Below are 18850 nucleotides of genomic sequence, written 5' to 3'. Positions count from 1 at the left end.
TTCCAATCTGTTTCAATGAAATATCAATTTAATTTTCCTGAAACACTATAAAGCGGATCCAGCACCCACTCATACAGCTTTTTGCTGCCGTGAAGAATATCTGCTTCTAAAATCATGCCGATTTGTAACGGCTTTTCCTCTCCATAAGCGGTTACCGACTGCTTTTTCAACTTCACTTTCACCAAATAGGCCGGTTCGTTAACCAAGGCGGGATTTGCGAAAATCAACCCCAAGCCCGAAAGCTCCTGCTTGCCCAAAGCTGTTTTTGCCACCGAAACAATTTCCCCCTCCGCATGGCCGAATTTCTGATACGGGTATGCCTGATAACGCAGCACCACTTTTTCCTTGGGCTTCACAAACCCTGCGGCCTTGCTCGGCACATAAAGGCTGGCATAAAGCTCGGTCTGTTCCGGTACAATGCTCATCAACAGCCGGGTCGAATCCACCTGTTGGCCGACTTCCACATTTGGTGTAGCCGCATAACCTGATTTGCCTGCGCGGATAATCTGTTCCGAGCGCATCTCAAAATCCAGTATCTCTTGCGAAATGTCTGCAATCGAGCGTTCAAGCTGGCTTTGTTCCGTTTGATGGCGTTGAGGCAGGCTCTCAAGCGTCAGATTCTGCGCCTGAATTTCTTGCAGTAAGCCCGCCTCTTCACTGCGGTAGGCATCCAGTTGTGATTTTTGCTCCAACATTTCAGCTTCCATATTCATTACTTCCTGCTTCGACACCGCATCATTCGCATTCAGATAACGGTATTTTCCCAACATTTCTTCCGCCAGCCTCACCCGGCTTTTTTGGCTGGCAATACGTTGCACGGTATGGCGGTGTTGGCTCTTCAGGCGGGTAATCGTGCTTTCCAGCGAGCGTTTTTCATTTTGGTGAATCAGCTTCAGCCGCGCTAATTCTTGTTCCGCCAACGTTTTTTTCAAGGCCGCTTCCGAAGCCAGCCGCTGTTGGATATTGCCCTGTGCACCGAAGCGCGATGTTGAGAGCGCAAACAATTTGTCGCCGGCCATCACCTTGTCGCCGTCGTTCACGAATTTTTCCGTAATCACACCGGAATCCGGAGCATACACGCGCACCACCCCCGAATCCGGTAAAAGCTGGCCTTCCACCGTTGTTTTTTCGGTATAGCTGCCGAAAATCAAAAACAGTATCACCACTGCCGCAATCAAACAGGCACAGCCTGTCAAAAAAGCAAACGAAAACGGCCGCGTGAGAATAATCCTGCCCGTCCAACGGTTTTCACGGGCAGCCAATACTTCGGGGCGGAAGAAAGGGGTTTGGGACATGGTTTGAGTGTTGAAAAAATAAAAAAACTTTCAGACGGCCTAAAGAACCTTCTGCTGCTGTGGGTGCTATTTCATCCGTTGATGGCAGCTATTTCATAAATACTGAGTTTATGCGTAAAGTTTTTATGGAAAAATCAGATATTCTGTTAAATTTAAATATTAATTCGGGATTAATAATACCAATACAGAGCAAGGGTAATGGAAACGGAAACTGCCGCCGACAAAATATGAATGCTGAAGCCATATTTATTTTTAAATAACGCGCCTAATTGAAATATCCGTATCAAAAAGAAAAACACAAAAAACAGGCTGATACAAACCGTAATATAGTGTGATAACATAAAGAAATCCTTTTGATTTTATTTATCTCAAACGCGGTTATCCGGCAAATAATTTGACCAGCCCGGTTATCAATCCCGAGATGAAAAAAAATACCCATCTGATGCCGAAGCCGTATTTTTCTTGATCAAATTTATGCTCCCATCCCAATAGTTTTCCGATAAAAACCTGTATCAAAAAACTTCCTAAAAAAACGGCTCCTAAAAGAATCTCCATTTTTTGTATATCCATTTTTATTTTCTATCGTTAACCGGTTTGCTCATCAATTTCTTTGTTTTAATCGTATAGTTGCAGCACCACATCAGAAACTGAAATGAATTTACGCCGGTAACACAGTTGCTGGGATTCAATAATCAGTACCGTCGTAATTGTTTCCATCCTGCTGTTTATCTATACGCTCTAAACCACCTTGAGCAACTCCCCCTGCGGTGGATAGCCCAATCGTATTAACCGCAGTCTTGACTCCTACCGGGCCCGTCAACGCACCAGCCATAGCACCAAGACTAGTTGCATAAGTTGCATCTCGAACGATGAATTCTTTATTGCCATTGAAGCTTGCTGAAGTCCCTTATTATTTCTTTCGATGTAACATAATAAAAAATACGATACCCGCTACTCCTCCTCCTATCCCCATGGATAAGCTTCTAGATCGCAAAAGAAATTTCTCTGTAACTTGTATATCAGATATATCAAAAGCATAAAATATAATACTAAATATTGTTTGAAAAATTACTATTAATATTAATAGCAACTTCCAATTTTTGAGCATATTTTTTAGGCTTATTTTCATATAAATCTTAAGACCTTTGTAAAACCTAGAAAAATTTTATTGACCGTCATTCCCGTCTACACGGGAATGACGAGATTTAAGTATTTCAGACGGCCTAAGGTGGTTTTGCAAAGGTCTCATCCTATTTATTAAACTATCTTACTGCTTAAAATCAATAAATATTTGAAATTAATAATTGCACCCATCTCCATAATCATTGCCTGACTGATCCTCTCCGATAATATTTTCTATGCCACGACCTATTGCACCGCCAATGGCAGAACCTACTCCGGCTCCAATGGTTGAACCTACCTGACCCCCATATTTTTGCCCTATTCCGGCACCAACCAATGTTCCACCAATTCCAAGTGGTGATCCTAATGCCCCTCCGACTGTAGCACCTCCTGCTTTCCCTGCTACATAACCGACACCTCCCCCAATAGCGCCTCCTACCCCGGTAGCAAAATCTGCGATAGGGCCTGCACCATTTACTAACTCAAGTTCCCGAATAGAAATTTCATACATTTTTATTACCTCGCAAGTGAAATTTGACTAATAAAAACAAATGGCTTAAACAAAATATTGCCATTATCGAAACAAGGGTATAAATGCTTAAATTAAAATAAAGATTGTCTTTTTTTAAAAAAAAGATAAAAACACAATAAAAAATAACAGTTAAATAAAACAGCAAAATTTTTAAATATTGGATTTGGGCATAATCGGCAGCATTTGGCTTGAAACTAATCATTTTATAGATTAATACCAGCGTAGAGGCTGCAAAAGCCGGCGACACCAGAATGGAAAATAATCGGGCAATATGGCTATCCGATAAGTCAAATCTAAATTCGCTATAAATAATATAAAGATTCAATAAAATAAATGAAATTGAAGAAATATTGATAAGAAAAACGGTATTTTTGGATAAATCTTTCATGGTTTTCTCATGATTTCAATTACATCGGATTCACCGAGCCGCAAAACTGATTTCTTTACTGCCTTTTTCATTAAGGGCTAATCTACGTCAGCCCCTTTCATTTTTAAAATGCAGATACAAGAAAAAAACAGGAACACTAATAAAAGTGCTTGCCAGATAGAATTCCATCCCAAATATTTTTTCAATTTCCAGAGTTTTGAATAATAAAAAGGTAAGAAATTTAATTGAAATAATTAGAAAAATTAAAACCTTCCAATTTTGCGAGATATTTTTCATCGTAATTTTCATATTAATCCTTTAAGTAAAAATCAATAATAAAAAATTAATAATCTGTTCCGTCATAATTATTTCCATCCCTACTCTCTAAAATTTCTGCAGATCTTCTTCCAACAAATTGTCCTAACTCTCCGCCAAGATTAGAGCCGGCAAGTGCACCTCCTGAGGCTCCTCCGATAATACCTAACGGATTTCCTGCTGATAGCAAAGCACCCAATGCTCCCCCTGTAAAGAAACCAGCAAATTCGCCAGCAGATGAACCAATAAATTTTCCCAAACTTTCACCGTTTTGGACGAATTCACTTTTAGGCGTTACGACAACTTCAGGCAAAATGACTTGTTCTGTGCCTCCATATACTAAATTTAAATTTTGGATGCTCAATTCACGCATTTTCATTTCCTTTCTCTGTCTAAAAAACAGGCTAATCAAAAAGCCACAATGAAAAATAGCACATACAGGAAAGTATGCATAATCAACTGATTTTCTAAATAAAATATTCTGTCAAAAATCAGGTTTGATTCGGTTTTGTAAAAAAGCCATGATAAAGAATGCTGCTGAGATGCTAAAAACATCTTAATTAAAAATATATTTACTTAAAATTTGAATCATTTCACCCTCTCTTGAATTTCTAAAAGATCCAATTGAGCCAAATGGCGAATCATTTCACCGGTTTTCAGTCTGTTTTGATTGTTTTGTGCGTCGGTTAGCTGCTTTATGCTTACCGTGCTTTCTTGTTTGAGTGTGTTCAGCACGGATGCGCTGACATCATCTATATTCAGCTTAATCCCGTTCGCAATCAGATAACCTTTTTCCAAAGTCGAATCATCTACCGCATTCAAACTCAACAAAGCATCTTCGGGCAGGCCTTCTGAATACGGGTTACCTAAGATTTCAAAGCTGAAGCCGCTATCGGTTCGTTGTTCGCCGAGAAATTCCTGCATAAAGGTTTCGTAATTGGTGTTATCGGTGATTTGTGCGGCAAATTCTTCGGCAGCGGCTTTCAGACGGCCTTCATCATGCGTCCAGTTTTGTAGGTTGTGGCGGAATCCGGCAATATCGGGGACTTTTTTCATTAGCCACTGCATATAGTCATGGCCATTGGGCGGAAAAGTGCCGACGGCAAGGTGGAAGGTTTCGCAGCCCATGGGTATGGGGTTATGCCACCAGCCGCGCGGAATATAAAGAATATCACCGGCTTCCAACACCACTTCCATATCAACAGTTTCCGGCTCGGGAATATGCGGCAAATCTTTGCTCTGCTGCATATAAAGCGGCATATCGAAATTGGGGGCGGAAAGGCTCCAATGCTTTTTGCCTATCAGCTGTACGGCGAATACATCGCGGGTGTCCCAATGGTTTTTGTAGGATGCACCCTCTCCAAAGGCAAGATAGCCGCTAACGATAGTATGCGCTTGGGTAAAACGGGCGATTTGCCGCGCAATGTTGTCGGAAAACGGTTCGTTGTTGATACGGTTGTAGATTAAAGTTGCGCCGTCTTTCAGGTATTCGTATACCGCCGCTTTTTTGAAGCGGTAACGGATACGGCCTACATCATTGAAAGATTCCACATAATGCTCTTTGGGAATCAGTGCACCTTTGCGGAACTTGAATAAATCGTCTGCCGGATTGGCACGTTGATACATTTCGTTGATCCCGCGCCAAACCGTCTCTTTATCAGGCAGGCTGACGGCTTGTTTGAAAAGATAGGGCTTCCGGTAGCGGTATTCGTTCAAAAACGTATCTTGCAGCAGTTGAAAATCAATATTCAAAATAAATTCCTTTTGATAATCATTCTCTTCATTTTTTAATGCATGGTATTATTTTTTTTTTACATAATCAAGCCCTTGGCGGAAGGGAATATTAAAAAGCCATTTTATTGCAAAAAATGTAAATTCCGTAACACACAATATTGGAAATTATCAATATAAGGTATTGATTTAAATGATATATAAATAAAAAAGGCCGTCTGAAACGTTCAGACGGCCTTGATTGGCTTCTAGGAAATATCCGGTACTGCCTACAAGCCCAGCTCCCAAGTGTTGTCTTGCGGCTCGAGCAGGCCGTCGGGGCGGTTTTCGTAGTGGGCGAAAATGTGCTCGATGATTTCGTCTTCACCGTCGATTAATTGCACCAAATCCAAATCTTTTTCGGAAATCATGCCGTTGCCGAGCAGTTGGTCGCGAATCCAATCCATCATGCCCTGCCAGAAGGTTTTGCCCACCAGGATAATCGGGCGGCTGGGCGTTTTGCCCGTTTGCACGAGGGTGAGGCTTTCAAACAGTTCGTCGAGCGTGCCGAAGCCGCCGGGCATCACCACATAAGCCACGGCGTGTTTCACAAACATCACTTTGCGCGGAAAGAAATGTTGGAATTTGATGGATAAATTCTGATACGGGTTGGCGTGCTGCTCGTGCGGCAGCACGATGTTCAGCCCCACGGCGGGGCTTTTGCCGGCAAACGCGCCTTTGTTGGCCGCTTCCATGATGCCGGGGCCGCCGCCGGAAATCACCGAAAAACCGGCGTCGGATAATTTTCGCGACAAGCGTTCGGTAAACAGATAATCGGGGTGGTCCACCGGCGTGCGCGCGCTGCCGTAAATGCTCACGGCGGGCTGGATGGCGCGCAGCTCTTCGCCCGATTCGACGAATTCTGAAATGATTTTCAACACATGATACGACTCGCGCGCCTGGATTTCGCGGCGGGTTTCTTCGGGCAGCATCGGTGCGGGCAGTTTGCGGTAAAGGTTCATAAGCGTTCTTTCGGTTGCGGACGGGGTATTGTAACCGACGGTGCCGGTTGAGGCCGTCTGAAAAAATATAGTGGGAATACGGTATCGGGCTTGGCCGTTCAGACGGCCTTTTTCAGCGCCGCCACCCGTTCGCGCGCGCCGGGGTGGGAATCGTAAAAGCGCGAATACCATTTGTCGCTCACCAAACTCGAAGCGTTACTTCGGTAGAGTTTGGTGAGGGCTGCAATCAGATCGCCCGCCGAAGCGGTGGCGGCGGCGAAACGGTCGGCCTCGAATTCGTTTTTGCGCGACATCAGGCTGCCCAGCGGCGAAAACGGAAAGGCAAACACCGGCAGCACCAGCAAAAACAGCAGCAAAGCCATGGCGTGGCTGGGATAAGCCACGCCCAGCCCCGTGTAAAACGCCGCCTGCGGCATCAGCAGGCCGAGAACGAACAGCACCGCCAAAGCCAGCGCAAACGTTACCAGCATCTGTTTGACGATGTGTTTGTGTTTGAAATGCCCCAGCTCGTGCGCCAGCACCGCCTCCACTTCGTCGGGCTGCATATCTTCAAGCAGCGTGTCGTAAAACACGATGCGCTTGTTGTCGCCCAAGCCCGTGAAATAGGCGTTGCCGTGGCCGGAGCGTTTGCTGCCGTCCATCACGAAAATACCGTTGCTTTTGAAGCCCGTGCGTTCGAGCAGGTTTTCAATCTGCGTTTTCAGACGGCCTTCGGGCAGCGGCTCGAATTTGTTGAACAAGGGCGCAATCCATTTCGGAAACGCCCACAGCAGCGCGAGCGAAAAGCCCAGCCACAGCAGCCACACCCACAGCCACCACAGCGCGCCGGTTACGCCCATCAGGTAAATCGCGGCATACAGCAGCGGCACGCCGATAACCGCGCCCAGCAGCAGCCCTTTGATGCGGTCGCCGAAAAACACCGCCGGCGTGCTGCGGTTGAAGCCGAAACGCGCTTCGAGCCTGAACGTGCCGTACCAGTCGAGCGGCAGCGAAAGCACGGTATTCACAACGGCAAACAGCGCAATCAAAATCACGCCCTGCGTGATGGGGCCGTCTGAAAACTTTATGCTCAAAGCCGCAAGCAGGTTGAGGCCGCCGCCGAACGTGAACACCAGCAGCAGCAGGGTTTCAAACACAATGCGGTAACGCGCCAGCCGCTGTTTGGCCAGCGTGTAGTCGGCCGCTTTCCGGTGGTCTTCGAGCGGCACGGTTGCAATGAAATCCTGCGGCACGGCATGGCGGTGCTTGAGCACGGCGCGGCTCTGGCGCACCGACAGATAAAGCTGCAAAGCGGTGGAAAACCCGAGAAAAAACAGAAAGGCGGTGTAAACGGTGTGTGTATTCATTTTGAATATTTTTCAATAAAAACAAACCTGTGGCGCAAAAAAGACAACATCGGGCAGGGTGCTAACTAAATCTGGCATTCTGTAAAGTGCGTGAGTATAATGACTGTCAGCAACTTTTCATAACTGTTTATCCTTTCGGAAAAACACTTCGGCCCTTGTTTACAAGGGCGTTTTTTTTGCCTGTCGGTTTCAGACGGCCTTTGCCCGGCAAAGGTTTCAAATTGCTAGATTCCATTACTCTATAGCCAATCAACTTAACAAAAAGTACACACGTCATATTCGGGCCTGGCCAGAATATGACGGAACGGTTATTTAATAAGTAGTTTAGCTATGTTCCGCCAGCCCTTTCAAACGGTAGAGCATATCCAGAGCTTCGCGCGGCGAGAGTTCGTCGGGTCGGATGTCGGCCAGCATGGCCAGCGCGGGGTTGGGTTCGGCGGGCGGGCTGTTTTCAAGCTTGGGGCCGTCTGAAAAACTTTCCCCGCCGTCGAAACCGCTGCCGTCGTTTTCAGACGGCATCATATTGAAAATATCCATCTGCGGCCGGTTGGCGGCGGCCTGCGCTTCGAGTTCGTTTAAATGTTTGTTGGCGGATTTCAGCGCGCGCACGGGCAGGCCGGCGAGTTTGGCCACGGCGATGCCGTAGCTTTTGCTGGCTGGGCCGGGTTCGATGTGGTGCAAAAACACGATGTCCTGCCCCTGTTCCAGCGCCGAGAGGTGCATATTGACGGCGGTGGCGTGCGCTTCGGGCAGGCGGGTCAGCTCGAAATAGTGGGTGGCAAACAGGCTGAACGATTTGTTTTTCTGCAAAAGGTGTTCGGCAATGGCCTGCGCCAGCGCGAGGCCGTCGAAGGTGGAGGTGCCGCGGCCGACTTCGTCCATCAGCACCAGCGACTGTTCGGTGGCGTGGTGCAGGATGTAGGCGGTTTCGCTCATTTCCACCATAAAGGTGGAGCGGTTGCCGGCCAGATCGTCGCTGGCGCCGATGCGGGTGAAAATCTGGTCGATGGGGCCGATTTTGGCGGCATCGGCGGGCACGAAGGCGCCGGTGTGCGCCAGCAGCACGATTAAGGCCACTTGGCGCATATAGGTGGATTTGCCGCCCATATTGGGGCCGGTGAGCAGCATCAGGCGGTGTTTGTGGTCGAGGCCGGTGCTGTTGGCGGTGAAGTGGCGCACCTGCCGCTCGACCACGGGATGGCGGCCGTTGCTGATTTCAATCAGTGGGTAGTCGGCAAACTCGGGGCACACATAGCCGCGCTCTTCGGCATGGCGGGCGAAGGTGGAGAGTACGTCGAGCGAGGCGGCGGCTTTGGCGGCTTTCTGCAATTGCGGCAAGGCCGTCTGAAGCTCTTTGAGCAGGGCGTCGTAAAGTTGCTTTTCGAGCGCGAGCGCCCGTTCTTGCGCGCTGAGCACTTTGTCTTCAAAGGTTTTTAATTCGGGGGTGATGAAACGCTCGGCGTTTTTCAGGGTTTGGCGGCGCTGGTAGTCGGCGGGCGCCTGCTCGGCCTGCACTTTGGATAACTCGATGTAAAAGCCGTGCACGCGGTTGAATTCCACTTTTAAGGTGGATAGGCCGGTGCGTTCGCGTTCGCGCGCTTCGAGGGCGAGCAGGAATTCGTCGCCGTGGTTTTGAATGTGGCGCAACTCGTCCAATTCGGGATGGAAGCCGTGGTTGATGACGCCGCCGTCTTTCAGCCACACGGCAGGCTCGGGCAGGATGGCCGCTTGCAGCTTTTCGGCCGTCGGCAGGGTTTCGGGGAACACGTTTTGCAGGGTTTGCAGCAAGGCGCTGCCGCCGGCGGGCACCGGCGTTTCGGCCAGCACCAACAGGCTGTCGCGCAGGGCGGCCAAATCACGCGGGCGGGCGTTGCCCACGGCGATGCGGGCGGCGATGCGTTCGATGTCGGCCACGTTTTTCAGACAGGCCTGCAAACCGGCATAGTGGTTTTGCAGCTCCATCACCGCCTGCTGGCGTGCCTGAATGTGACTGCGGTTGCGCAGCGGGTGGTGCAGCCACAGCGCGAGCAGGCGGCTGCCCATGTGGGTGGCGCATTCGTCGAGCACCGAAAACAGCGTCGGCGCTTTTTTGCCGGTGAGTGTTTGGGTGATTTCGAGGTTGCGGCGGGTGGCCGCGTCCATGCCGATGTATTGGCTTTCGGTTTCGAGCGAGAGGCCGTCGAGATGCTGCGGCAGGCGGTTTTGGGTGAGGCGGATGTAGTTGAGCAGCGCGCCGGCCGCGCCGACGGCTTCGGCGTGTTCCTCAATATCGAGGCCGAAGCCGCGCAAATCCTGGCTGCCGAAATGATCGGTCAGCAATTTGGCGGCGGCATCGGCGGCAAACTGCCAGTGGTTGAGCCGCGTGATGTTGGCCGCCTGAACGACGGGCGCGTTTTTGCCGTCGGGCAGCAGGATTTCGGCGGCCTGCAAACGCGCCAGCTCGTCGGGCAGTTTATCGGCGGTGGTGAGCTTGGCTTTGAATTCGCCGCTTTGCAGCGAGGCCCACGCCAGCCCGATGTGTTTTTTGCCGGCGCATACGGCCACGATGCGGTTGGTTTCTTTGTCTTCGAGAAAGGCCGAATCGGTGAGCGTGCCGGGGGTAACGATGCGCACCACTTTGCGCTCCACCGGCCCTTTGCTTGCGCCCACTTCGCCCACCTGCTCGCAAACCGCCACGCTTTTGCCCATTTTCACCAGCCGCGCCAGATATTGCTCGGCGGCGTGAAACGGCACGCCCGCCATTTTAATCGGCTCGCCGTTGAGCTGGCCGCGGGTGGTCAGCGTGATGTCGAGCAGTTTCGCCGCTTCCACCGCGTCGTCGAAAAACAGCTCGTAAAAGTCGCCCATGCGGTAAAACACCAGTTTGTCGGCATGGCCGGCTTTGATGTCGAGATATTGCTGCATCATCGGGGAAACGGCGGGTTTGGTCATTTCAGACGGCCTTTGTGCGGGTGGAAAAGGGAGGGCTATTGTAACAAAAGAAAGAAAAGCTTGAGGCCGTCTGAAACATTTCAGACGGCCTCTTTAAAATATCGTGCATACAGGTCGGGCGGTAAGCCGGGTTCTGTCGTCGGACAGCCATTCCTCTAGGCGCATCATTGCTGATGTGCTCCAGCAACCTACCCGAACGCTCGGCGGGCCGCGTCTGTGCGTTCTGTTTGGTCTTGCTACGGATGGGGTTTGGCCTGCTGCGCCTTGTTGCCAAGTGCACGGTGCGCTCTTACCGCACCTTTTCACCCTTGCCTGTACTGAAAAACAGCCATCGGCGGTTCTGCTCTCTGTTCCACTTTCCGTCGTGTTGCCACGCCCGGCCGTTAGCCGGCATCCTGCCCTGTGTAGCCCGGACTTTCCTCCCCGCAGGCCTTACGCGCTGCGCGGCGGCTGTCTGCCCGGCCTGCATGCGGGGCGGATTATAGCACGGCGGCGGGGCAAAACTTTGCAGAGGTTTCAGGCTTTTTTCACGAATTCCGACTTCAGGTTCATGGCGCTGCCGTCGATTTTGCAGGCGATGTCGTGATCGCCTTCCTGAAGGCGGATGCCTTTCACTTTGGTGCCCTGTTTGATCACCATCGAGCTGCCTTTCACTTTCAAATCTTTAATCAGCACCACGGTGTCGCCGTCGGCCAGCGGCGTGCCGTTGGCGTCTTTCACCGTTAAAGTTTCTTCGGCGGCGGATTCGTTTTCCTGCCATTCGTGGGCGCACTCGGGGCAGACGAATTGCATGCCGTCGTGATAGGTCAGCTCGGAAGCGCATTGCGGGCAGGCGGGTAGGGTCATGGTCGGGTTCCTTTTGTTTGTAAAATCTTAAAGTGTGAAAGTTTGCCCTGATTATATAACAAGGCCGTCTGAAAAGTTTCAGACGGCCTTTTACTATATAATCGCCCCATTCGTTTAACGGGATAATTTATGTCTGCCCCCCCCCCCACCATTGCCGCCATCGCCACCGCGCCCGGACGCGGCGGCGTGGGCGTGATCCGATTGTCCGGCAAAAACCTGCTGCCGTTGGCGCAACGCCTCAGCGGCGGCAAAACGCCCAAGCCGAGGGTGGCTTTATATACCGATTTTCTGGATTCAGACGGCCAAGCGCTTGATAGCGGCCTGATGCTGTATTTCGCCGAACCCGCGAGCTTCACCGGCGAAGACGTGCTCGAGCTGCAAGGCCACGGCGGGCCGGTGGTGATGCAGATGCTGCTGTCGCGCTGTTTGCAGTTGGGTGCGCGCCTGGCCGAACCTGGCGAGTTTACCAAACGCGCGTTTCTCAACAACAAACTCGATCTGGCACAGGCCGAGAGCGTGGCCGATTTGATTGATGCTTCCAGCCAATCGGCCGCGCGAATGGCCGTGCGCTCGCTCAAAGGCGCGTTTTCGCAGCACATTCACGCGCTGGTTGACGATTTGATTACGCTCAGAATGCTGGTGGAGGCCACGCTGGATTTTCCCGAAGAAGACATCGATTTTCTCGAAGCTGCCGATGCGCGCGGCAGGCTAGCCGAACTGCAAAGCCGCTTGAAAACCGTGTTGCAGAGCGCCGAGCAGGGCGCGATTCTGCGCGAAGGCATGAATGTGGTGCTGGTGGGCGCGCCCAATGTGGGCAAATCCAGCCTGCTCAATGCGCTGGCGGGCGACGAAGTGGCGATTGTTACCGACATCGCCGGCACCACCCGCGACACCGTGCGCGAACAGATTACGCTCGACGGCGTGCCCGTGCACATCATCGACACCGCCGGTTTGCGCGATACCGACGATGTGGTGGAACAAATCGGCATCGAGCGCAGCCAGAGGGCCGTGCGCGAAGCCGATGTGGCGCTGATTCTGATTGACCCGGCCGAAGGCATCAACGCCAAAACCCAAGCGATTCTCGACAGCCTGCCGCCGACGCTGAAAAAAATCGAAATCCGCAACAAAATCGATTTGGCCGGCGAAACCGCCGAAATGGTTTCAGACGGCCTCAAGTTTGCCGGCGGCGCCGATACTTTAATCAAACTTTCGGCCAAAACCGGCGACGGCCTGAACCTGCTCAAACAGGCGCTGCTCAACGAAATCGGCTGGCAGGGCGAAAGCGAAGGGCTGTTTCTCGCCCGCCGCCGCCATCTGGCCGCGCTGCACGAAGCCGAAGCCGAATTGGCAAACGCCGCGCTGTGCGGCAACCATCAAATCGAGCTTTTGGCCGAACACCTGCGGCTGGCGCAGGCGGCGTGCAGCGAAATCACCGGCGAATTTACCGCCGACGATTTGCTGGGGGTGATTTTTTCGAGGTTCTGTATCGGCAAATAAGCGGTGTTTTCGGAAGGGCTTCAGGCCGTCTGAAATGCCCGGCCGCTGTTACTGTTTATTGATTTCAATATATAGAAAATCTGCCGCAGAAACACGGAAGCTGCCTATGAAACGGAAATAATGGGCTAAGCCCAAACAAGCCCTCTCTCTAACTCTCTCCCACGAGAGAGAGAACAGATTGCAGAAGTGCAGGGATTTTCAGGTGTTTTCAGACGGCCTAAGTATGCGTAGGTTGGGTTGAAAACCCAACATGCTTATTTTCTTGAAGTTTTTGTTGGGTCTTCGACCCAACCTACCCGTGTTGCCGCATTCTTTCCAAATGCCGATTTACCTGCGTCATGCCCGGGGCAAGCCCGGGCATGACGGTTGGGGAACAAAATTCTTAAGCGCTATCCGGGTTTGGCAAAGTTGCCGCCCCGTTGTTACATCAAATTCAAATTACATCAAATTCAAATCGCTGATGCGGTCATACAGGCGGCTCGGGTCGTTGCCTTCTTCGTGCAGCTGGATGCGCAGGCGCAGGTCGTTGGCGGAGTCGGCTTGGCGCAGGGCTTCGTCGTATTCGATTTGGCCTTTGATATAAAGGTCGAACAGGTGTTGATCGAAGGTTTGCATGCCTTCGCCGCTCGAGCGTACCATCAGGTCTTTAATGTCCATCAGGTCGCCTTTGAAAATCAAATCCTGCATGGCGGGGTTGTTGAGCAGCAGGTCGATAACGGCGGTGCGCTGGCCGCGGCCTTTTTTAATCACCAAACGCTGGCCGATGATGGCGGTGAGGTTCAGCGCCAAATCCATCAAAACTTGCGGCTGGCGCTCTTCGGGGTAGAAGTTGATGATGCGCTCGATGGCCTGCGCGGCGTTGTTGGCGTGCAGGGTAAACACGCACAAGTGGCCGGTTTGGGCGAGCTGGAGGGCGTATTCCATGCTGGCTTCGCTGCGTACCTCGCCGATACAGATAACGTCGGGCGCTTGGCGCATGGCGCTTTGCACGGCCAGTTTCCAGTCGGCGGTGTCGATGCCCACTTCGCGCTGGGTGATGATGCAGCGGCGCGGCTGGTAGAGGTATTCGATGGGGTCTTCGATGGTTACGATGTGACCGGGCATTTTTTGGTTGCGGTGATCGATCATGGCGGCCATCGAGGTGGATTTGCCCGAACCGGTGGGGCCGGCGAGAATCAGCAGGCCGCGGGGGGTGAGGGCCAGCTCTTTGAGCTTGGGCGGCAGCGCCAGCTCTTCCACGCTGGGAATGTGCTGGTTGATGCGGCGCAACACCATGCCGGGGCGGCCTTGCTCGTGATAGGCGTTGACGCGGTAGCGGGTGTTGCTGCGCGACTGCACCGAATAGTTCAGCTCCAGCTCGCGGTTGAAGGCTTCGAGCTGCTCGTCGTTCATGGTCGATTGGGTGATGGCGGCGGTGTCGGCGCCGGTGAGCGCCTTATGCGGCATGGGCGTGAGCGTGCCGTTCACTTTCATGGCGGGCGGGAAGCCGGCGCTGATAAAGATGTCGGAAGCGCCGCGCTGTTCGGCTTCGGCGCACATGCGGTCGAGCAGCGGGTGCAGGTGGGTGCCGATTTCGGCGGGGGTGGGGATGTGCGGCGGTTGGTTTTTCTGTGAGTAAGCCTGCACCATTTCGGAAAGCAGGTTGTGCAGTTGGTTGGATTCGCTCATGGTGTTTTCCCTGACGGTTTTTCGGTATCGGTTGTTTCAGACGGCCTGTTTGTTTTGTAAAGGTTGCGGCCGTCTGAAAGAATTAAACAATCATATCGGCGCTTTGTGCTTTGCTGCGCGCTACTTCGGGGCTGATAACACCCTGGCGCACAAGGTTTTGCAGGGCTTGGTCGAGCGTTTGCATGCCGTGCGCCTGGCCGGTTTGCAGCGCCGAATTGATTTGGGCGATTTTGTTTTCGCGGATCAGGTTGCGCACGGCGGCGGTGGACACCAGAATTTCGTGCGCAGCCACGCGGCCGTTGCCGTCGCGGGTTTTCAGCAGGGTTTGCGAAATCACGGCGCGCAGCGATTCCGACAGCATTGAGCGCACCATTTCTTTTTCGCCGGCGGGGAACACATCGACGATACGGTCAACCGTTTTGGCCGCGCCGGTGGTGTGCAGGGTGCCGAACACCAAGTGGCCGGTTTCGGCGGCGGTGAGCGCGAGGCCGATGGTTTCGGGGTCACGCATCTCGCCCACCAGAATCACGTCGGGGTCTTCGCGCAGCGCCGATTTGAGCGCGTTGGCGAAGCTGTGGGTGTGCTGGTGCAGTTCGCGCTGGTTGATCAGCGCTTTTTTGCTTTGGTGCACAAACTCGATCGGGTCTTCGATGGTGAGGATGTGGGCGGGCTGGGTTTCGTTGATGTAGTTGATCATCGCCGCCAGCGTGGTCGATTTGCCCGAACCGGTGGGGCCGGTTACCAGCACGAGGCCGCGCGGGTTGTCGGCGATTTTCTGGAAAATGCGCGGGGCTTTGAGGTCTTCCAGCGTGAGCACGGTGCTGGGAATGGTACGGAACACCGCCGCCGGGCCGCGGTTGGTCATGAATGCGTTGACACGGAAACGCGCCACATTGGGCAGCTCGAACGAAAAATCCACTTCGAGGTTTTGCTGGTACACTTTGCGCTGGTAGTCGTTCATCACCGAAGTGATCATATTGCCCACTTCTTCGTTGGTCATTTCGGGCAGGTTGATGCGGCGCACGTCGCCGTGCACGCGGATCATCGGCGGCAGCTCGGAGCTTAAGTGAAGGTCGGACGCTTTGTTTTTCACGCCGAAGGCGAGTAGGTCGGTAATCTGCATAATGTGTAGCCTTGCTTTTTAAGTTAAAATTTTTCAGACGGCCGCCGCCGTTCGGTTTGGCAGCGGCCGGAAATCCATGTCGGCGCATTATTTTAAATAGATAAACCGTGTTAAACCAAGTAAATTTTTAATTATTTTTGCTAACGTGCCAAAAACGGAAAGAATCATGACAAGCCTGCAACAAAATTACCGCAACGTGCTGGCCCGAATCGGCCGCGCCGAAGCCGCCGCGCACCGCAGCGTGGGCAGCGTGAAGCTGGTGGCGGTGGGCAAAACCTTTCCCGCCGCCGACATCCGCGAAGTCTATGCCGCGGGCTGCCGCGATTTCGGCGAAAACTATATTCAGGAATGGTATGAAAAAACCGAACGGCTGGCCGATTTGCCCGGCATCGTGTGGCACATCATCGGCGACGTGCAGTCGAACAAAACCAAATATGTGGCCGAACGCGCCCATTGGGTGCATACCATAGGCCGTCTGAAGACCGCCCAACGGTTGAGCGCGCAAAGGCCGTCTGAAATGCCGCCTTTACAGGTGTGTATCGAAGTGAACATCGCCGCCGAGCCGAACAAGCACGGCGTGGCGCCCGAAGAAGCCGTAGCGCTGGCCTGCGAAGCGGCGAAGCTGCCCAACCTAACCGTGCGCGGCCTGATGTGCGTGGCCAAAGAGGGCAGCAGCGAAGAGCAATTGCGGCGGCAGTTCGGCAAGATGCAGCAGCTGCTGGCCGACTTAAACGCAGCGGGCGTGGCGGCCGATGTGCTCTCAATGGGGATGTCGGCCGATATGGATATTGCCGTCGAATGCGGCGCCACCCATGTGCGCGTGGGCAGCGCGGTTTTCGGCAGGCGGAGCTACGGTTAACGGATGCCGGGGCCGTCTGAAACATGTTCAGACGGCCTGCCGGGCTATCTATCAATTCGCAGAAAGCAAAACCATGACTATCTATTTTTTAGGCGGCGGCAATATGGCCGAAGCCATAGCGGGCGGTTTGGTGAAGCAGGGCGGTTATCACGTCCACATCGCCAACCGCGGTGCCGAAAAACGCGAACGTTTGGCGCGCGAATTGGGTGTGCCGGTGTCGGAAAAACTGCCGCTTCTCAATGCAGACGACGTGCTGGTGCTGGCGGTCAAACCGCAGGATATGCAGGCCGCCTGCGCAGGCGTGCAGACCAACGGCACGCTGGTGTTGTCGGTGGCGGCCGGTTTGAGCATCGATACCTTAAGCCGCTATCTGGGCGGCACCCGCCGCATCGTGCGGGTGATGCCGAATACGCCCAGTAAGGTCGGTTTGGGCGTTTCCGGCCTGTTTGCCGCCGACGGCGCCGACGAAGCCGACAAACGCCTCGCCCAAAACGTGATGGCGGCGGTGGGTGAAACGGTGTGGCTGGAAAACGAAGCGCAGATGCACGCCATCACCGGCATTACCGGCAGCGGCCCCGCTTATGTGTTCTATCTGATGAACGCCTTGCAGGCCGCCGCCGTGCAGCAGGGTTTCGACGAAAAAACCGCCCGCAGCCTTAGCTTGGCCACCTTCAAAGGCGCAGCGGCACTTGCCGAATTAAGCGGCGAAGATTTCCGCACCTTGCAGCAAAACGTTACCTCGAAGGGCGGCACCACCTTTGCCGCCGTCGAAGCCTTCAACGCCCACCGGCTGCCCGAAGCCATCGAAGCCGGCGTTAAAGCCTGTGTGGCGCGTTCGCAGGAAATGGCGCAACAGTTCGAGGCCGTCTGAAAATGATTGCCCAAATGCTGATTCTGCTGGCCGACGGCCTCGCAATAGTGTGTTTGTCGCGCTGCCTGCTGCAATGGGCGAAGCTCGATTACAGCCACCCGCTGGCACAGTTCTGCACCCAAACCACCGACTGGCTGGTCAAACCCCTGCGCAAAGCCGCCCCGCCGCTGGGCCGTTGGGACACCGCCTGCGTATTGGCCGCCGTGCTGCTTTATTATGTTGCCTACACATTGGCCGCACTGATTGTGCTGCCCGGCGGATTCGGCGCCAAAATCATCGCCGCCAACCTGTTCTTCGCCGTGTTGGGCATTCTGAAAGCCACCGCCTATGTGCTGCTGTTGGGGCTGGTGTTAAGAATGGTGTTGAGTTTTAAAAATCCATACTCTTCTTTACAAGCATCTTTGCATAAAGTGTTTGAACCATTATCGCGACCGTTTGTCTTTTTAAGATTCAGGCGTTACGACTTTTCAGGTAGCGTATTGGCCCTGATGCTGTGGTTTTGGCTGAGTGCAATCCTGCCACAGTTGACCGCCAAGCTGAATTTATGGCTGTTGAATTGATTTATCAAAAAGTTAGCTCCCGAAACAGGCCGTCTGAACACCAAGAAATAACACGACGGCAGGCAAAAGCGCAGCATAACCAAAAAACCATGTTATGATGCCTGCCTAAGCCGAACAGGCCGATTTTCCGAAAAATCAATAACAAGCCGCAATGGGCGACTTTAACCGTTAAAGTCATTCAAGCAACCGGGAAAGAAAGAACCATCATGACAAAACTGACCGAACAAGACATCCTCAACTGGAACGGCCCCGAAGACGACTACATGAATGCCAACCAGCTGGCATTTTTCCGCGACTTGCTGGTTAAGCTGCAAGACGAACTCATCGAAAACGCCAACGCCACCACCGGCCACCTGCAAGAGCACGAATCCGCTCCCGATCCCGCTGACCGCGCCACGCAAGAAGAAGAATACGCCCTCGAGTTGCGCACCCGCGACCGCGAGCGCAAACTGCTGAGCAAAATCCAAGCCTCCATCCGCAGTATCGACGAAGGCGACTACGGATTCTGCCAAGACACCGGCGAACCCATCGGCCTCAAACGCCTGCTGGCCCGTCCCACCGCCACCCTGTCGGTAGAAGCCCAAGAGCGCCGCGAACAACTGAAAAAACAGTTCGCCGATTAATACACAGCACCAAGCATACCAGGCCGTCTGAAACTATTTCAGGCGGCTTAATGTTTGTGTTGAATTAAATATTGTTGTGAAACAGTCGGTTGTTGTTTTTGGTGTGGGATTTTTTGGTTTTTGTGTTGACTGTTTTGTTGGAGGTTGTGTATAGTTCGCTTTC

17 protein-coding genes and 1 other RNA gene are annotated in these 18850 nt (G+C 52.8%); 5 read left to right on the top strand and 13 right to left on the bottom strand.

Annotation, left to right across the window (positions count from 1 at the left end; genetic code table 11):
- Positions 1–23: 23 nt before the first annotated feature.
- The 11 genes from NQ012_RS10740 to NQ012_RS10690 form a co-directional block, all read right to left on the bottom strand.
- Positions 24–1295, bottom strand: coding sequence for an HlyD family secretion protein (locus NQ012_RS10740; protein ID WP_257067586.1), 1272 nt, complete (start codon positions 1293–1295; stop codon positions 24–26).
- A 378-nt stretch (positions 1296–1673) separates the two neighbouring features.
- Positions 1674–1865, bottom strand: a complete 192-nt coding sequence (locus NQ012_RS10735; RefSeq protein ID WP_257067585.1) for a hypothetical protein — start codon at positions 1863–1865, stop codon at positions 1674–1676.
- 727 nt (positions 1866–2592) lie between these two features.
- On the bottom strand, positions 2593–2928 hold the full coding sequence (locus NQ012_RS10730) for a complement resistance protein TraT (protein ID WP_257067584.1): 336 nt from the start codon (positions 2926–2928) through the stop codon (positions 2593–2595).
- Positions 2921–3337: a hypothetical protein gene (locus tag NQ012_RS10725; RefSeq protein WP_257067583.1), complete on the bottom strand. Its 417-nt coding sequence runs from the start codon at positions 3335–3337 to the stop codon at positions 2921–2923. Before NQ012_RS10725 ends, NQ012_RS10730 begins: the two co-directional genes overlap by 8 nt.
- Positions 3338–3659: 322 nt before the next feature.
- Positions 3660–4004, bottom strand: coding sequence for a hypothetical protein (locus NQ012_RS10720; protein ID WP_257067582.1), 345 nt, complete (start codon positions 4002–4004; stop codon positions 3660–3662).
- A 215-nt stretch (positions 4005–4219) separates the two neighbouring features.
- On the bottom strand, positions 4220–5383 hold the full coding sequence (locus tag NQ012_RS10715; RefSeq protein ID WP_257067581.1) for a JmjC domain-containing protein: 1164 nt from the start codon (positions 5381–5383) through the stop codon (positions 4220–4222).
- Between the two features lie 248 nt (positions 5384–5631).
- Complete coding sequence (locus NQ012_RS10710; RefSeq protein WP_257067580.1) at positions 5632–6363, bottom strand: LOG family protein; 732 nt, start codon at positions 6361–6363, stop codon at positions 5632–5634.
- 98 nt (positions 6364–6461) lie between these two features.
- The gene (locus NQ012_RS10705) at positions 6462–7709 is read right to left on the bottom strand and encodes a M48 family metallopeptidase (RefSeq protein ID WP_257067579.1); all 1248 of its coding nucleotides are present in this window, start codon (positions 7707–7709) and stop codon (positions 6462–6464) included.
- A gap of 324 nt (positions 7710–8033) precedes the next feature.
- Positions 8034–10640 carry a DNA mismatch repair protein MutS gene (gene mutS, locus NQ012_RS10700; RefSeq protein ID WP_257067578.1) on the bottom strand — a complete coding sequence of 869 codons (2607 nt, stop codon included), beginning with the start codon at positions 10638–10640 and terminating at the stop codon, positions 8034–8036.
- Positions 10641–10746: 106 nt separating this feature from the next.
- An RNA gene (gene rnpB, locus NQ012_RS10695) (RNase P RNA component class A) lies at positions 10747–11106 on the bottom strand.
- A gap of 50 nt (positions 11107–11156) precedes the next feature.
- Positions 11157–11486, bottom strand: coding sequence for a zinc ribbon domain-containing protein YjdM (locus NQ012_RS10690; protein ID WP_257067577.1), 330 nt, complete (start codon positions 11484–11486; stop codon positions 11157–11159).
- Between the two features lie 129 nt (positions 11487–11615).
- On the opposite strand from NQ012_RS10690, the gene mnmE reads away from it, so the two are divergent.
- The gene (gene mnmE, locus NQ012_RS10685; RefSeq protein ID WP_257067576.1) at positions 11616–12983 is read left to right on the top strand and encodes a tRNA uridine-5-carboxymethylaminomethyl(34) synthesis GTPase MnmE; all 1368 of its coding nucleotides are present in this window, start codon (positions 11616–11618) and stop codon (positions 12981–12983) included.
- A gap of 438 nt (positions 12984–13421) precedes the next feature.
- Here the strand turns inward: mnmE and NQ012_RS10680 are convergent, their stop codons facing one another.
- Together NQ012_RS10680 and NQ012_RS10675 are read right to left on the bottom strand one after the other, a co-directional pair.
- Positions 13422–14651, bottom strand: a complete 1230-nt coding sequence (locus NQ012_RS10680) for a PilT/PilU family type 4a pilus ATPase (protein ID WP_257067575.1) — start codon at positions 14649–14651, stop codon at positions 13422–13424.
- A gap of 82 nt (positions 14652–14733) precedes the next feature.
- Positions 14734–15774: a type IV pilus twitching motility protein PilT gene (locus NQ012_RS10675; protein ID WP_085365323.1), complete on the bottom strand. Its 1041-nt coding sequence runs from the start codon at positions 15772–15774 to the stop codon at positions 14734–14736.
- Between the two features lie 166 nt (positions 15775–15940).
- On the opposite strand from NQ012_RS10675, the gene NQ012_RS10670 reads away from it, so the two are divergent.
- The 4 genes from NQ012_RS10670 (at position 15941) to dksA (ending at position 18687) form a co-directional block, all read left to right on the top strand.
- Entirely contained in the window at positions 15941–16633 is a 693-nt protein-coding gene (locus tag NQ012_RS10670; RefSeq protein WP_257067574.1) for a YggS family pyridoxal phosphate-dependent enzyme, read from the top strand.
- On the top strand, positions 16527–17504 hold the full coding sequence (proC, locus tag NQ012_RS10665) for a pyrroline-5-carboxylate reductase (protein ID WP_306440855.1): 978 nt from the start codon (positions 16527–16529) through the stop codon (positions 17502–17504). The genes NQ012_RS10670 and proC overlap by 107 nt, the downstream gene beginning before the upstream one ends.
- Positions 17505–17506: 2 nt before the next feature.
- Positions 17507–18064, top strand: a complete 558-nt coding sequence (locus tag NQ012_RS10660; RefSeq protein WP_257067572.1) for a YggT family protein — start codon at positions 17507–17509, stop codon at positions 18062–18064.
- A 206-nt stretch (positions 18065–18270) separates the two neighbouring features.
- Positions 18271–18687, top strand: coding sequence for an RNA polymerase-binding protein DksA (gene dksA, locus NQ012_RS10655; protein WP_257067571.1), 417 nt, complete (start codon positions 18271–18273; stop codon positions 18685–18687).
- Positions 18688–18850 lie beyond the last annotated feature (163 nt).

The organism is Neisseria dentiae (assembly GCF_024580525.1).
Lineage (GTDB): Bacteria > Pseudomonadota > Gammaproteobacteria > Burkholderiales > Neisseriaceae > Neisseria > Neisseria dentiae_A.
This window is presented reverse-complemented; position numbering and strand designations above follow the sequence as displayed.

Coding starts and splice junctions, on each gene's coding strand:
- NQ012_RS10710 (WP_257067580.1), bottom strand. CDS start 6,363: ATGAACCTTTACCGCAAACTGCCCGCACCGATGCTGCCCGAAGAAACC.
- NQ012_RS10660 (WP_257067572.1), top strand. CDS start 17,507: ATGATTGCCCAAATGCTGATTCTGCTGGCCGACGGCCTCGCAATAGTG.
- NQ012_RS10690 (WP_257067577.1), bottom strand. CDS start 11,486: ATGACCCTACCCGCCTGCCCGCAATGCGCTTCCGAGCTGACCTATCAC.
- NQ012_RS10740 (WP_257067586.1), bottom strand. CDS start 1,295: ATGTCCCAAACCCCTTTCTTCCGCCCCGAAGTATTGGCTGCCCGTGAA.
- proC (WP_306440855.1), top strand. CDS start 16,527: ATGTGCTCTCAATGGGGATGTCGGCCGATATGGATATTGCCGTCGAAT.
- NQ012_RS10705 (WP_257067579.1), bottom strand. CDS start 7,709: ATGAATACACACACCGTTTACACCGCCTTTCTGTTTTTTCTCGGGTTT.
- NQ012_RS10730 (WP_257067584.1), bottom strand. CDS start 2,928: ATGTATGAAATTTCTATTCGGGAACTTGAGTTAGTAAATGGTGCAGGC.
- mutS (WP_257067578.1), bottom strand. CDS start 10,640: ATGACCAAACCCGCCGTTTCCCCGATGATGCAGCAATATCTCGACATC.
- mnmE (WP_257067576.1), top strand. CDS start 11,616: ATGTCTGCCCCCCCCCCCACCATTGCCGCCATCGCCACCGCGCCCGGA.
- NQ012_RS10725 (WP_257067583.1), bottom strand. CDS start 3,337: ATGAAAGATTTATCCAAAAATACCGTTTTTCTTATCAATATTTCTTCA.
- dksA (WP_257067571.1), top strand. CDS start 18,271: ATGACAAAACTGACCGAACAAGACATCCTCAACTGGAACGGCCCCGAA.
- NQ012_RS10735 (WP_257067585.1), bottom strand. CDS start 1,865: ATGGATATACAAAAAATGGAGATTCTTTTAGGAGCCGTTTTTTTAGGA.
- NQ012_RS10670 (WP_257067574.1), top strand. CDS start 15,941: ATGACAAGCCTGCAACAAAATTACCGCAACGTGCTGGCCCGAATCGGC.
- NQ012_RS10680 (WP_257067575.1), bottom strand. CDS start 14,651: ATGAGCGAATCCAACCAACTGCACAACCTGCTTTCCGAAATGGTGCAG.
- NQ012_RS10675 (WP_085365323.1), bottom strand. CDS start 15,774: ATGCAGATTACCGACCTACTCGCCTTCGGCGTGAAAAACAAAGCGTCC.
- NQ012_RS10720 (WP_257067582.1), bottom strand. CDS start 4,004: ATGCGTGAATTGAGCATCCAAAATTTAAATTTAGTATATGGAGGCACA.